9 protein-coding genes and 1 pseudogene are annotated in these 13,693 nt (G+C 44.4%); 9 read left to right on the top strand and 1 reads right to left on the bottom strand.

Annotated features, from left to right (window positions below; translation table 11 throughout):
- The first annotated feature begins 2 nt into the window (after positions 1–2).
- The 9 genes from AC1DM9_RS20375 (at position 3) to AC1DM9_RS20335 (ending at position 13,181) form a co-directional block, all read left to right on the top strand.
- Positions 3–884 (top strand): carbohydrate ABC transporter permease, encoded by an 882-nt coding sequence (locus AC1DM9_RS20375; protein WP_441877076.1) that lies wholly within the window; start codon positions 3–5, stop codon positions 882–884.
- A 324-nt stretch (positions 885–1,208) separates the two neighbouring features.
- Positions 1,209–4,646 carry an S-layer homology domain-containing protein gene (locus AC1DM9_RS20370; RefSeq protein ID WP_477581872.1) on the top strand — a complete coding sequence of 1,146 codons (3,438 nt, stop codon included), beginning with the start codon at positions 1,209–1,211 and terminating at the stop codon, positions 4,644–4,646.
- Between the two features lie 174 nt (positions 4,647–4,820).
- Positions 4,821–5,936 (top strand): CobW family GTP-binding protein, encoded by a 1,116-nt coding sequence (locus AC1DM9_RS20365; RefSeq protein WP_477512081.1) that lies wholly within the window; start codon positions 4,821–4,823, stop codon positions 5,934–5,936.
- A gap of 133 nt (positions 5,937–6,069) precedes the next feature.
- Positions 6,070–6,600, top strand: a complete 531-nt coding sequence (locus AC1DM9_RS20360; RefSeq protein ID WP_477581870.1) for a hypothetical protein — start codon at positions 6,070–6,072, stop codon at positions 6,598–6,600.
- Positions 6,601–6,907: 307 nt separating this feature from the next.
- Positions 6,908–9,397: an EAL domain-containing protein gene (locus AC1DM9_RS20355; protein ID WP_477581868.1), complete on the top strand. Its 2,490-nt coding sequence runs from the start codon at positions 6,908–6,910 to the stop codon at positions 9,395–9,397.
- Positions 9,398–9,596: 199 nt separating this feature from the next.
- Positions 9,597–10,124, top strand: a complete 528-nt coding sequence (locus tag AC1DM9_RS20350) for a sigma-70 family RNA polymerase sigma factor (protein WP_477512084.1) — start codon at positions 9,597–9,599, stop codon at positions 10,122–10,124.
- 65 nt (positions 10,125–10,189) lie between these two features.
- Complete coding sequence (locus AC1DM9_RS20345) at positions 10,190–11,365, top strand: hypothetical protein (RefSeq protein WP_477581866.1); 1,176 nt, start codon at positions 10,190–10,192, stop codon at positions 11,363–11,365.
- Positions 11,362–12,315 (top strand): ABC transporter ATP-binding protein, encoded by a 954-nt coding sequence (locus tag AC1DM9_RS20340; protein ID WP_477581864.1) that lies wholly within the window; start codon positions 11,362–11,364, stop codon positions 12,313–12,315. The genes AC1DM9_RS20345 and AC1DM9_RS20340 overlap by 4 nt, the downstream gene beginning before the upstream one ends.
- Positions 12,312–13,181, top strand: a complete 870-nt coding sequence (locus AC1DM9_RS20335; RefSeq protein ID WP_441877053.1) for an ABC transporter permease subunit — start codon at positions 12,312–12,314, stop codon at positions 13,179–13,181. The genes AC1DM9_RS20340 and AC1DM9_RS20335 overlap by 4 nt, the downstream gene beginning before the upstream one ends.
- 95 nt (positions 13,182–13,276) lie before the next feature.
- On the opposite strand, the pseudogene AC1DM9_RS20330 reads toward AC1DM9_RS20335, so the two are convergent.
- A pseudogene (locus AC1DM9_RS20330) lies at positions 13,277–13,624 on the bottom strand (GNAT family N-acetyltransferase); the annotation flags it as partial.
- Between the last annotated feature and the right edge of the window lie 69 nt (positions 13,625–13,693).

The following is a 13,693-nucleotide window of genomic DNA, read 5'->3' as shown; positions in this document are numbered from 1 at the left end:
GTATGACTACGCCATCAATTAGCGCTTCACACTCAGCCTCCTCCGCAAATTTAGGAACAGGGCTGCGCAAGCTGAGAGGAAGCTTGCAATCCATTGGTCTAACCGTATACGCCTTAGTCACGCTTTATCCGCTCATTTGGCTGTTTATTAGCGCTTTTAAAACAAATGAAGAATTTTACTCGCGTCCGTTCGGCCTGCCGGACATTTGGAATTGGAGCAACTTCACTCGTGCTTGGGAAGTTGCAGATATGGGCACTGCGTTCATGAACTCGGCCATTGTTACTTTAACAGCGCTTGTCATTACGCTTGTAATGGGTGCATTAAGCGCATATGTGATCTCACGTTTTCAGTTTAGAGGCAAGCTGCTCGTAATGGGCATTTTTATGCTCGGCATGCTCATCCCTATTCACAGCACACTCGTTCCACTGTTCATATTAATGAACAAGATCGATATTTTGAACACTTATGCAGCATTAATTTTGCCTTATACAGCGTTCGAAATGCCGATTGCCATCTTTGTCTGTGTGGCTTATATGAATACCTTTCCGAAAGAAATTGAAGAGGCTGCGATGATTGACGGGTCTGGCTACTGGGGAATTTTCCTTCGTATGATGCTTCCATTGTCCCTTCCGGCTCTAGCGACAGTTGGTATCCTAGCCTTCTTGAGATATTGGAATGATTTCTCCTTCGCGCTCGTCTTTATTAGCGACCCTGGCTTAAAGACGCTGCCGCTCAGTCTATCCATATTTGCAACAGGTTACTCCACAGACTATAAGCTTACGATGGCAGCGATGGCACTTGCTGTTATTCCAACGATCATTGCTTATCTGGCATTTCAAGAGCAGGTCATGAAAGGGATGACAGCTGGAGCAGTTAAAGGTTAGTTAGAGGATAGTAAACAAAAAAACGGTATCATCCCGCAGGGGAGGATACCGTTTTTTTCTGATTCTATCATTTTATTCAGCAGACGCAGATGATCTTGAATACCTAATGGAGCTTCAAAATAGTACGATGCCATTCGTTTGGGTTTATTGCTTATATAGGATAAATAGACTACTAATAGACGCCAAAATGCGCGTGAATATTGGATTTTTCGACTTTATTTTCGCAAAACTAACTTTAGTTGGTGTTTTTTAAAAAGCCTAGCATTTATGCTAAAGCCCGTATGCAACTATAACTTATTCATGATTTGGGAGTGAACTATTCGTATGGCACAAGGATCAATACTAGTTGGGAAAAAGGTAAAAAGTATTCTAATACGAGTCATGTGTTTCGCATTAATGATTTCATTATTTGGGCCTTTGACGAATGCTTCACAGGTATTTGCGGCGCCAGGCTTTAGCGGCGGAACTGGATCTGTTGATGATCCTTATATCGTTACGACACCTGAGCAGTTAGATAGCGTGCGAAATTATTATTCGGTAAATTTCAAGCTCGGCAGTAATATCGATTTAACGGATTATCTTTCTGAAGGTGAAGGAGGGTACAATGATGGACAGTTTTGGAAGCCCATCGGTAACTTTTACGGCACCTTCGATGGTGATGGTTATGTGATTAAGGGACTGAGAACGAATAGCAACGAAAATTTTGTCGGTCTTTTCGGACAAGTAGCTGCAGGTTCTTTTATAAAAAATATAGGGTTAGAAAATGTGGATATCATAGGTGGAATGTTTACTGGTGGTTTAGTCGGCGGTTTAAGGGGCTCTACATCAGAAGTATCGAACAGTTATGTTACAGGCGATGTTAAAGGGACGAATTATACAGGCGGTCTAGTAGGGTATAAAGAAGAAGCAAAGATCATAAATAGCTATACGATAACCAATGTTTCAGGCACTTCTCAATTAGGCGGTTTAGTTGGGCTTGAATATAGAGGTGCGATTACAAATAGTTTTGCTGCAGGTTTCGTCGCAACTGCCAATTTTAGTGGCGGGCTAGTGGGCGGTACTTATGGAGGTGCAGACGCTAGCGTAGACGTGGATAGCTTTTATGACAAAGAGGTTTCAAAACAATATGATAATTCAGGGAAAGGAATGCCTAAGTCAACTGCTGAGATGAAAACAAAATCCACATTTACGAATTGGGACTTTGGCTCAGATTGGTTTATAAAAGAGGGGAACTATCCTCAACTGCAAGTTTTCTTGGCAGAAACTCCTACAGCGGATGTAGAAGAAGGGGCAATTGATTGGAAGACAGAGGTGGAGCTTAGCAGTGGGACAATAGGCGCATCCATTTATTATACGACGAACGGCGATGTGCCGACGCTGAGCAGTACACGATACAGCTCACCTATTGTAGTGACGGAAGATATGACGATTAAGGCCATTGCAGTTAAAGGTATGACCTATAATGAAGTTATGATTCAGAGCTACACGATAATAGGAGCAGCAGAAGCACCAACAACGGGAAAATTATCACCAGGAACAAACGTTGACACCACACGTTTGGATGGAGTTACCGATGAAATGGAGCTCAAACTAAATAATGGGCTTTATATGGCGATTGCAGCGGGTTCTGCTTCTATTGACAACCTAAGCGTACAAGTAGGAGATGTGCTATCTCTCCGTACAAAAGCAACATCGGGTAAACCAGCATCTTCTGCACAAGTATTGACGGTAGGTCTTGCGGACATTAAGCCAAGAAGCACGGTGTCCACGCTGACCTCGACAATAGGAACAGTAAGCATCGGCGGAACAGTAAATGAAAAGATAACGAACATTCCATATGGAACAACGTTAGCCGAATTTAAGGAAGCAATTACACCAGCAGCCGATGCGACGTTTGAAGTCTATGAGGCGAATGGAATAAACCAAGCGAACGCGTTAGCGACAGGCAACAAAGTCATCGTAACAGCGCAAGATAGAACAACGATGACCACCTACACTGTAACGGTGCAAGCAGGAGCACCAACAGGGAATTTGTCACAAGGAACAAACGCAGAAACGACGCGTTTGAATGGTGTAACAGATAAGATGGAGTACAAACGCAATAGCGAGAATTACGTTGCGGTTGCAACGGGTACAACTTCTGTTGATAACATAGGCGTACAAGCAGGAGACACGATCTCCGTTCGTACAGCAGCAACATCAGAAAACCTTGCATCTGTTGAACAAGTGTTGACGGTTAGTTCAGCGGACATTAAGCCAAAAAGCACGGTCTCCACGTTGACCTCGACACTGGGAGATGTAAGCACTGGCGGAACAGCAGATGAAACGATAACGAATATTCCATACGGAACAACGTTAGATGAGTTTATTGATGCGATCACTCCAGCAGAGCATGCCACGTTTGTTGTCTATGAGGCGGACGGAATAAAAGAAGCTGATACATTGGTATCGGGCAACAAGGTCATTGTTACAGCGCAGGATACAACGACGAAGACCACATACATCGTAACGATGCAAGCAGCGCCGCCAACAGGGCATTTGTCACCAGGAACAAACGTTGGAACAACGCGTTTGAATGGTGTTACAGATAAGATGGAGTACAAATACAATAGCGGAAATGATATTGATTTTGTGACGGCAACTAATTTTGTAGCGATTGCAACGGGTCAGATCTCTGTAGATAACATTAATGTACAAGCAGGAGACTCAATCTCCGTTCGTACAGCAGCAACGCCAGAAAATCCTGCATCTGCTATACAAGTGTTGACGGTTGGATCAGCGGATATTAAGCAAAAAAGCACGGTGTCCACATTGACTTCGACAATAGGAACAGTAAGCACAGGTGGAACTGAAGATGAAACAATAACGAACATTCCATATGGAACAACGTTAGCCGCATTTAAGGCAGCGATCACGCCAGCAGCTTATGCGACATTTGAAGTTTATGAGCCGGACGGCGAGAATGAGGCAGAAACTTTAGAGACAGGCATCAAGGTGGTCGTTACAGCGCAGGATTCAACAACGAAGACCACTTATATTGTAACTGTGAATGCAGCGCCAGTTGTACCAACACCGACGCCAACAGCGCCAACAGGACCGAGTGTACCGACAGTTCCTACACCGACACCGATAGCACCAACACCCACGCCTGTTGTCAACAAACCTGTTTACAACGACAAAGTGGATAAAGCATTTGTAGCTGAAATGAAAGCAAAGGCTGAAGCAGCAGCTCCAACAATCTTTAAAGATGTAAAATCTACTTCTTGGAGTTTTGCTGACATTGATTTCGCTGCACGGGCAGGGATTGTAAAAGGGTATGCAGGCGATAAATTCCGTGGTGAAGCGAAAGTAACACGCGGTGAGTTTGCTCAAATGCTCGTAAATGCACTTGGATTCACATCTAACGCAGCGCAAGAGCTGACGGATGCTAAGGGTCACTTTGCGGAGAAAGCAATTAGGGCCTTAATGGAAAATGGCATTATGACAGGATATGCAGATGGCAGCTTCGAACCCAATCGTGAAATTACAAGAGCTGAAATTGCAGCACTATTAGCAAGGCTGCTGGATATTTCTCTTTTGAGCACAGAAGCGAAATTCCAGGATATCACTGCGAATTGGGCAGAAGATCAAATCAACGCACTAGCTAACGCTGGGATCATTAACGGTAAGAGTGGACAAAAATTCGAGCCTAAAGCCAATGCTACTAGAGAAGAAGCCGTTGTGTTGATCGTTCGTCTTTTGAAAATGGTACCTACTAATTAAGCGGGTATAGTGAGTTTAATAGTAAACAAACGGAACGCAGCTCTATAACGAGCTGCGTTTTTCTTTTTGCTAAATCGCAGTCCTGTTTACGAAAAGATGAATGAACGTAACAATTACGATATAATAGAAATATTCAAATGCGTTTAAAATTTGTTACATACAGGAGAACTTACAATGACTAATAGAGAAAAACACATACCGGTTCATTTGCTGTCTGGTTTTCTTGGAAGCGGGAAGACGACGCTGCTGAGAAGATTGTTGGATTATTACACCGCGCAGGGATTGAAGCCGGCGGTCATTATGAACGAGCTGGGCGATATTAACCTTGATGGTCAGCTTGTAGGGGATGAAGTGCCTATGGCTGAGATGCTAAGCGGCTGTATCTGCTGCACGATGCGGGGCGATTTGGGGATGGAGATCAGCATGCTCATTGACGAGCATAAACCTGACGTCATTTTTATTGAATCGACTGGTGCTGCCAATCCGATGGAGACGCTGGATGGGATAACCGAGGCAGCGATGTATAAGGAAATCGATCTACGCAGTGTGATCACGATTGTTGATGGTCCTGAGCTGCTCGCGCGGAGCCGCGACGGGAAGGGTCGCACGTTCAAGCTGATGCTGGAGCAAATAAAATGTGCTACGATTTTGCTGTTGAATAAGGCGGACAAGCTTGAGCCGGATCAGCTTGTTGAAGCGCAGCAGCAGCTGCGGGAATTAAATGCCCATGCTCAAATTATAGCAACCGTGCGCTGCGCAATTGACGATTGGAGCTGGCTTGAAACAGCTGAAAATACGGATCGCCATGCACCTGTGCATGCTGGTGATGAAGCTTTAGACATACAAGAGCGCGCATCAGCCGCGCATGTTCATAGCTATGACAGCCAAGTATGCTCAGTAGCTGGATGTACCCATGACCACGGCGATGACGTTCACTCCCATGATGATGACCTTAGCAGCCACAACCACAGCAGCCATCATCATTCGCATGACCATGTTATGGTTGTGACGCATTATTGGCGCGGCCCGGTGAGCAGTGAAGCCTTTGAATCTCTGCTGCAAAAGCTTCCAGCTAACATTTACCGCGCAAAAGGGATTGTGACGTTTACGGATGCGCCTAGCCGGTTCCTGTTCCAATATGCATATAAGGAATCTGATTTTATGAGAATCGAGCCGCAAGGACATGTAAACGATGTTGCGGTATTTATCGGAGAGCATTTTTCCAAAGAATGGCTGCAAAATGAGCTGGAGCTACTTGAGCAGCATTTGAACATAGAGACGCAGGGGTAATGAACTTGCTGTAGGGATATGTCGAAAATTGCCATTAACATGTCTATTCCTGTGATCGCTTGGGCAAAATAATGCTGACGAGGCATGACCATCGTCTCTGCATCACGAATGTAATAGAAAGGTGTGGCAACAAATGATTAGAAAATGGTTTATTCCTATGGTAGCGCTGCTTGTACTGTTTTCAGTCGCTCCCGTATGGGCAGCGAAGTCGGTTACTGCTTTGCCTGATGCTTCACTAGTGGTTCTTCACCCTAAAGAGTCTGATATAGACAACGAGCATAAGCATTTCAAAGGCAAAATGACCCGCAAAGATTTTGAGGCTTACCGGCTGGAGAAGCTGAAGGAAATAGCGACCTATTTTGGTATTCAAGCCGATGGCAAGTCAGTGGACCAGCTGAAGAAGGAAGTAGAGGCTGCGAAGCTTGCCAATAAAGATAAATGGGAAGCATTTAAAGCAGAGCATCAAGCGAAGCGGCTGGAGCATTTGCGTGAGATTGCGAAGGAACATGGCATTAAAACAGAAGGCAAGACGTCGGAGCAGCTGCGCGAAGAGCTATATAAGCTGCATGGCGGAAAAGGCAAACGTCCCCATCGCTTAGAGGATCATGACCGCAGCAACGAGGATAATGATGTTAAAGAGAAGAACAAACAAAATCAAGTGTAAGTGAACGATTCCATCGCCTCCCCTGTCATAGACAGAGGGGGCTTTTCTTCGTGTGGATATAATGGATTTAAATGAAAAGTGTTGGACTTTTTTACTAGATATCATACAAACACGAATAGATGCGATAGACCCTTGTCGTTTCAAAAAATAAAGAAATAAAGTGGTTTTTTGTCGAATTATATAGTGTTATTATCCTATTTTTATCATTGTGTTTGGGTCAAAATGTCAAGTATACTAGAACCGTATCATAATTTGACATATTACATCGTTTTCTGCTTTCTCCGACAACAAGGGGCTGATAGATCGGATGAGAAAGATTAGGCTAAGCATCGCTCAAAAATTAATATTTTCCATAGGCCTGCTAGTTATTCTTTCATTTGGTCTATTGGTAACCGCTCACCTCATCAAGCTTTATCATTCCAACCTGCGCGAAAGCGAGCTTCTTGCACAGACGGAATCCATGGCCTACATAAATCCTTTCACTAAAACGATGGATCAAACGATGATGATGCTGGAAACGCTTGAAGTAACCATGACTCAAATGGGCAAAAACCAGATGCAAAATCGTGAATACATAGTCGAGCTGCTTAAGCAAATGCTTATCAAGCATCCTGATCTATTAAGCGTTTATACGTTGTGGGAGCCTAATGCCTATGACGGGAAAGATGCATTTTACAAAAATAAAAACAGCTATGACGATGCTACGGGGCGCTTCATTCCTTATGTCGTTCGCGAGGATCAGTCCATTCAACTGCTGGCCATTGCAAATTACGAGGATAAGGAGAAAGGCAGCTTCTATCAAACGCCTAAACTTACGAAATCTTTTTCACTCATAGAGCCATATGCCTATGATGTTGATGGCAAATCAATAATGATGATATCGCTTGTGCTGCCTCTATTGAATGAGCAAAATGAGTTTTTAGGTATAGTAGGAGCAGATATTTCACTTGAATCGATGCAGAAACAGATCGAAGCTTTCCGGCCGCTAGGAGGATACTCCACGATTATTACGACGGATAATCAATATTTGGCTAACGGCAAGTACCCTGAGCTTGTGAACACATCGTATCGGTTATGGTCAAATAAGGATGAACTTGAGGCGATGAAAGGGACGGATTCAAGAATTGCCTATACACGAGACTCGCAGGACAAAGAGACTGTGCTGCGTTTGCTTCATCCGATTCTTGTTCACAATGTATTATGGCATATCGAAACAATCATCCCCAAAAAGAACATGCTTTCTAATTACTACAAAAGCCTTTGGGAATCGATACTCATCACAGGTATTGCTTTATTTTTGATGGCGATTGCCATGGTGTCGCTTGTAAGGAAAATCATTTTAGTTAATATTTATAAAGTTGTACAAGCCACCTCGGCTGTCGCAATTGGAGGCGAAGAACAGCAGTTAACCATTCATACGAATGATGAGTTTGAATACATGGCTAATCATTTTAATCATATGCTTATCCACCGCAAGGAAGCGGAGAAATTAATTGAATACCAATCGACACATGATCTAATGACGGGACTTCCTAATCGCTATGCTTATCATCGCTATATGGAAGGGAAATTAGCGGAGCAGGACAAGAAACAAGGCCATATCGCTTTGCTTTTCATAGACCTTGATCGGTTCAAAATGATAAATGATATGCTCGATCATACGATGAGTGACCAATTGCTCCAGAAAATGGCGCATCGAATTATAATTACCGTCGGCAGCTCGGGGAAAGTATTCCGCTTCGGGGGGGACGAGTATATCGTGCTGCTAGAGCAAGTTACTTTTCTCCATGCGGCGATGCATAAAGCAGAAGAAATTTTATCAGCTATTTCCCAGCCCATTGGGCTTGAGGATCGGATGTTTTATATTACAGCAAGCATTGGAATGAGCATTCATCATGAATGGACGCCTGCGACTGCAGACCAGCTGGTGAAGGAAGCGGATATTGCGATGTATGTGGCGAAGAAAGAGCGAAATACATGCAAACTATATTCTCCTACGATTAATGATGTAACGAAGAAGGAGCTTATTCTTGAGAGCAGCATGTCCAAAGCGCTGGAGCTGGGCCAATTTATGCTTTATTACCAGCCCAAGGTTGATTTAGCTACTGGCTCTATATATGGGGCGGAAGCATTAATTAGATGGAATCACCCGGAGCTTGGTATGGTGTCACCGCTTGATTTTATCCCGATTGCGGAGAAAACCGGCTTTATTATTTCGCTTGGTGAATGGGTGCTGTTTACAGCTTGCCAGCAAATTAAAGAATGGGAGCGCATGGGGCTGGAGCAGATCTCAATCAGTGTAAATATGTCGATGATCCAATTCCAGCAGAAACAAATCGTCCATACGATTGAAAGAATCATTTCGGATGCAGGGATTCGGCCTCATCAAATTGAGCTGGAAATTACAGAGTCGATTTTTATGGATAATGCGGCTCACACGCTTAACATACTGCATGAGCTTCAGCAGCTCGGCGTTAAGCTGTCGCTTGATGATTTTGGCACGGGTTATTCGTCGCTCAGCTATTTGCAAAATATTCCTCTGCACACGTTAAAGATCGATAAATCTTTTATAAGCGGCATCGTAGACGATTATAAGAAACAAATGATTTTTAAATCGGTCGTCGTCATCGCTCACAATTTAAATTTAAAGGTTGTGACCGAGGGAGTAGAGACAGAGGAAGAGCTGCGGATTATTAACGACCACCACTGCGATGCTGCTCAAGGATATATTTATAGCCCTCCTGTTGCGGCACCGAGATTTGTACAGCTGTATATGGAACATAATAAGGAAGCCTGATGGACATTCCGTCTCCCGTCAAACGTGGAGGCGGTTTTTTATTAGACCAGTTTTATTTTCGTATAATTGTTACGTCTTGGGCTTGTCGATAAATATGACATTCGTTTGGTAAAATATTGTTGAGCGATAGGTGTTACAAAATGATCGAAGGCATCGTCTTCTTTATAGCTTGAGCAAAAAACGTAAGGAGGTAAACGGAATGGAACATTCGGCGCCGGATTTGTTTCGTCAACAGTTTAATGCACATTATCCTACGGTTAGACGAAAGCTTGTCGCACTTATACGCGATGAAGCAGCTGCGGAGGATCTTGCCCAGGAAACATTTCTAAGGCTTTACCGGAATCCACCGGATCAGCCTGAAGCAATAGGAGGCTGGCTTCATCGTGTATTAACGAGGCTGGCTTATGATTATATGGATAAAAAAGCACGAGAGCGTGCTCTAACACAAAAGCAGGAACAAAGCATACTCGCACAGCCGCAAGCGGTTCAGTCGAATGAACAGCAGTTGATTGATAAGGACGAGCAGGAACGGGTTAGAGGCTGGTTAGATACGCTGCCCGAACGGGACAAAAAAATGCTTCTGCTCCGATATGAAGGATACAGCTATGCGGAAATCGCAGAGCAGCTCCAGCTGCGGCAGCCGCAGGTCGGGACGATGCTGCGCAGAGCCGGGGCTAGGCTGAAGCGCCATGCGCATAAGGCAGAAGGAGCTTTGTCTCATGAATGATGTGCGATGGCCAGCGCCTGCTGCACTTAGCATGAAAGGTCAAAACCTTTTAGGAGGAATTCAAGATGACAAAAAATGATGAAATAAACAAAAAAGAAGCAGAGCAAATGTCGGCTGCATGGGCGCGTCTAGAGAAACAGCTTCAAGCCTCAGAGCAATCGCCGCTTTGGGAGAAATGGGAAGAACAAGGCAAGCACGCTGATGAGCTCAATAAGGAGTCAACAGCTGCAGCTAGCGCTGCGCAAACAAAAGCTGCTACCGTTCAAACGTATCCTGAACAAATGCAAGCAAATGTGGTTCCGTTAGGACGAGCTCGTACTTCATCCAGTCCAGCTGCTAATAAACCGAATAAAAGTGGGGCGGCAGGCCGCTGGTTCAAAAAGAACGTTGGCAAAACAATAGCAGCATGCGCAGCAGCTATCATTACGGTAGTTATTGCGACGCCCTCAACAAATGAAGCATTGGCGGCATGGCTTAATACGTTCCGAATGGATAACGTAATGATTGTGCAGCAAAATGATTTGGAGTCGCTCATGAACAGCTTCATGAAGGATGGCGAAACGCGTGAAACCGTTAACCGTTTCGGCACCTTCGAGCAGACGACTGTCGGAAGCTGGTCAAAGATGAGCGTAGAACAAGCTTCTAAGGAGCTGGGCTTTGCTGTTCCAACATTGACGGTTCCAGGGATTCAGTTAGGTGCCATATCATCGATGTCAGCTCAGACGATTGCCTTCCGCCTAAATGTGGATGAAATCAATAGTGCAATGCGTAAGCTGGGCGCAGATAAGCTGCTGCCGAAATCAGTAGACGGCAAAGCAATTGAATTCAACACAGGCCAAGGTGTAACGATCACGTATGAACCTAAGGAAGGAAGTACTTCTAAGCAAAGCCTATGGGTTGAATATATTAAGCAGCCTAGCATCAAAATGGATCCTTCAGTGGATGCAAAGGATGCCTATGAGGCTATCATTCGATTCCCAGCGCTTCCTGATCATTTGCGCAAATCGCTTATGCAAGCATCAAACATGGAAAACGGAGAAATTCCATTTCCGCTCATTACAAATGAAAAGCCGGAGAAAATCGTTATTGAAGGGGTTGATGTATATTTGAATCAATCCGCTGACCATAGTTATGCAAATGCGATGTGGCTTAAAGATGGCGTTGTAGCAAGCGCACACTTTAATGATTTTGAGGACAAACAAAAAGTACAGTCGCTTATTGCGGAGCTGATTCATCCATGAGTGCTGTTGCTATTGAAACCATCGGATTATGCAAGGATTACGGTGAAGGACGCGGCTGCCACGATGTTACACTGACGATTAGAGAAGGGGAAGCCTTTGGCTTCCTCGGTCCTAATGGAGCGGGAAAAAGCACGATAGTGAAAATGCTCACAGGCCTTATTAAACCAACCTCAGGTAAAGCTCAAATCTTCGGACAGCCTTCAGGATCAATCGAGGCTAGACGGAGATTTGGCTATTTGCCTGAGTTGTTTCGTTATCCGGATTGGTTGACGGGCGAAGAGGTTTTGGCTTTTCATGCAAAGTTGTGTGAGCTCGACCGCTCTATGGCCAAACGACGCATTCATCAGCTTCTGGACGATGTGGGCATTGGCAGCCGGGGAAGCGACAGGCTCAAAGGGTATTCGAAGGGAATGCAGCAGCGGCTTGGACTCGCATGCGCGTTACTCACAAATCCGGATATCGTTTTTCTTGATGAGCCGGCTTCAGCGCTTGATCCCGTTGGCAGGCATGAGGTGCGAGATTTGCTTGCTAGGCTGAGAAGCCAAGGGAAAACGATCTTTCTTAATTCGCATTTGCTTGAGGATGTGGAACAGTTATGCGATAAGGTCGCTCTTCTGAATAACGGAAAAGTGCTGGCGGAGGGAAAGGTATCCGATGTGCTGAGCTCGCAGTCGAGCTGGCGTTTGCGTGTCAGCGGTTATACCCCCTTAGCAGTTGAACGTATTCAGCAGCTGCTAGGCGCGAATGTGATCGTGTCGAACGCTGAGCATGATGATGCATCTGTATGGCTGGAGATTGAACTGGAAAATGACGAGCAAATTGGGTTGGTCAATTATATTCTTATTGAGCTGGGATTGACGCTGTATGAGGTTGGGAAATTGCAATCACGGCTCGATGAGTGGTTTATGCAGGCCGTAACGGGCCTTGAGCATAGGGGGGAGCGCAGATGATCGCGGTTTGGGGCCTAACTTGGAAGGAGCTCGTTCGTAAAAGAGTAACGCTTATGACGGTCATCATGACGGTTCTCTTCTGGATTGCTTACTGGTTTATTGCTGATGCTATCGCCGGTGGCGAGGTGAATGTTGCGACTTCTATGAACTTATTCGAAAATTTTGCCCGCAGTGCAATGATTATGACATTAGGTTTCTTCTTTGGCGCTTTTGCCGTTGCCTTCCTTTCTATATTCAGCTCCGTTGCAGCTGTGACAGGGGAAGCAGAGCAAGGCGTTCTTCAATCCGTACTCGCAAGGCCCATTGCGCGCTGGAAGTGGTTTTTGGGCAGATGGCTCGGCTTTGTCAGTTATGTTGCGTTATATGCATTCCTGTTATTCAGCTCAATTATTCTTATCAGCTGGGCAGAAACTGGCGTCTTATTCAGCATGATGGTGTACTTCAAATCACTTTTGTTTTTTATGTCTGTTATTCCGCTATTAGTATCCTTAACGATGCTTGGCTCCTGTTATTTAAGTCCTTTAGGAAACGGCATTTGGATGACGATGCTCTTCGGTATGGGCTGGCTTGGCAGTACGATTGGCCGGTTTATGAGCACAGGTAGGATTCAAATGAAAGGGATGCAAACACTTGAGACCATAACAGGCTTAATTAAGCTGGCTATGCCGGCGGATACTTTACAGCAGCGCATGCTTAACGAATTATTTTCAATCTCTGAGCTTAGAGGTTTATATAACATTAACGCAGAGCTAAGTATTTTCTCTATTAACGGGGCGGCATCAAATTCCTTTTTAATTTATTGCGGTATTTACACGGCTGCTCTGCTCGGCATAGGTATACTAATTATGAGGCGAAAAGATTTTTAAGCGGGGCTGCCCCTTTTTGGAGGAGGCAGTCGACTGCTTTTTTTATGTCTTTATGGAAGATTGGATGCCATTAAAGGGAAGAGCATCAGTAAAGATTAAGTGGGGAAGCCCGCATAAATAGTATGATTTTTGTTGAAAATAATAGCTTCTCTTTCTTTGGAAAATCCAATTTTCTCGGCAACACGAATGGACGCTAAATTATTGGGGTCTATAATACTGATTAATTTTTGCAAGCCTAAGTGATGAAAACCATATTGCTTGCAAGCCATGGCTGCTTCAGAGGCGAATCCTTTGGACCAATATTTTTTATTTATATGGTAGTAGCCGATTTCTACCTCAATTGTTCCATCGATCGTTTGTTTAACAAGGCCACAATCACCGATTAGTTCATCCGTTGCCTTTAAGCAGACTCCCCATAAACCAAATCCATCGTTTTTGTATCTAGTTATTCATAAATTCACCGATAATGCTTCTTCTTCGTTAGGTATGAAAAGTGATTTCAATAAAAATGC

Source organism: Paenibacillus sp. 01T431 (genome assembly GCF_056398625.1).
Note: the sequence above shows the minus strand (reverse complement) of the source record. Positions and strands in the feature narration are given on the sequence as shown.

What these genes read in the sequence shown, in the direction of transcription:
- AC1DM9_RS20350 (WP_477512084.1), top strand. Translation starts at nt 9,597, where the DNA reads ATGGAACATTCGGCGCCGGATTTGTTTCGTCAACAGTTTAATGCACAT.
- AC1DM9_RS20345 (WP_477581866.1), top strand. Translation starts at nt 10,190, where the DNA reads ATGACAAAAAATGATGAAATAAACAAAAAAGAAGCAGAGCAAATGTCG.
- AC1DM9_RS20375 (WP_441877076.1), top strand. Translation starts at nt 3, where the DNA reads ATGACTACGCCATCAATTAGCGCTTCACACTCAGCCTCCTCCGCAAAT.
- AC1DM9_RS20340 (WP_477581864.1), top strand. Translation starts at nt 11,362, where the DNA reads ATGAGTGCTGTTGCTATTGAAACCATCGGATTATGCAAGGATTACGGT.
- AC1DM9_RS20370 (WP_477581872.1), top strand. Translation starts at nt 1,209, where the DNA reads ATGGCACAAGGATCAATACTAGTTGGGAAAAAGGTAAAAAGTATTCTA.
- AC1DM9_RS20355 (WP_477581868.1), top strand. Translation starts at nt 6,908, where the DNA reads ATGAGAAAGATTAGGCTAAGCATCGCTCAAAAATTAATATTTTCCATA.
- AC1DM9_RS20365 (WP_477512081.1), top strand. Translation starts at nt 4,821, where the DNA reads ATGACTAATAGAGAAAAACACATACCGGTTCATTTGCTGTCTGGTTTT.
- AC1DM9_RS20360 (WP_477581870.1), top strand. Translation starts at nt 6,070, where the DNA reads ATGATTAGAAAATGGTTTATTCCTATGGTAGCGCTGCTTGTACTGTTT.
- AC1DM9_RS20335 (WP_441877053.1), top strand. Translation starts at nt 12,312, where the DNA reads ATGATCGCGGTTTGGGGCCTAACTTGGAAGGAGCTCGTTCGTAAAAGA.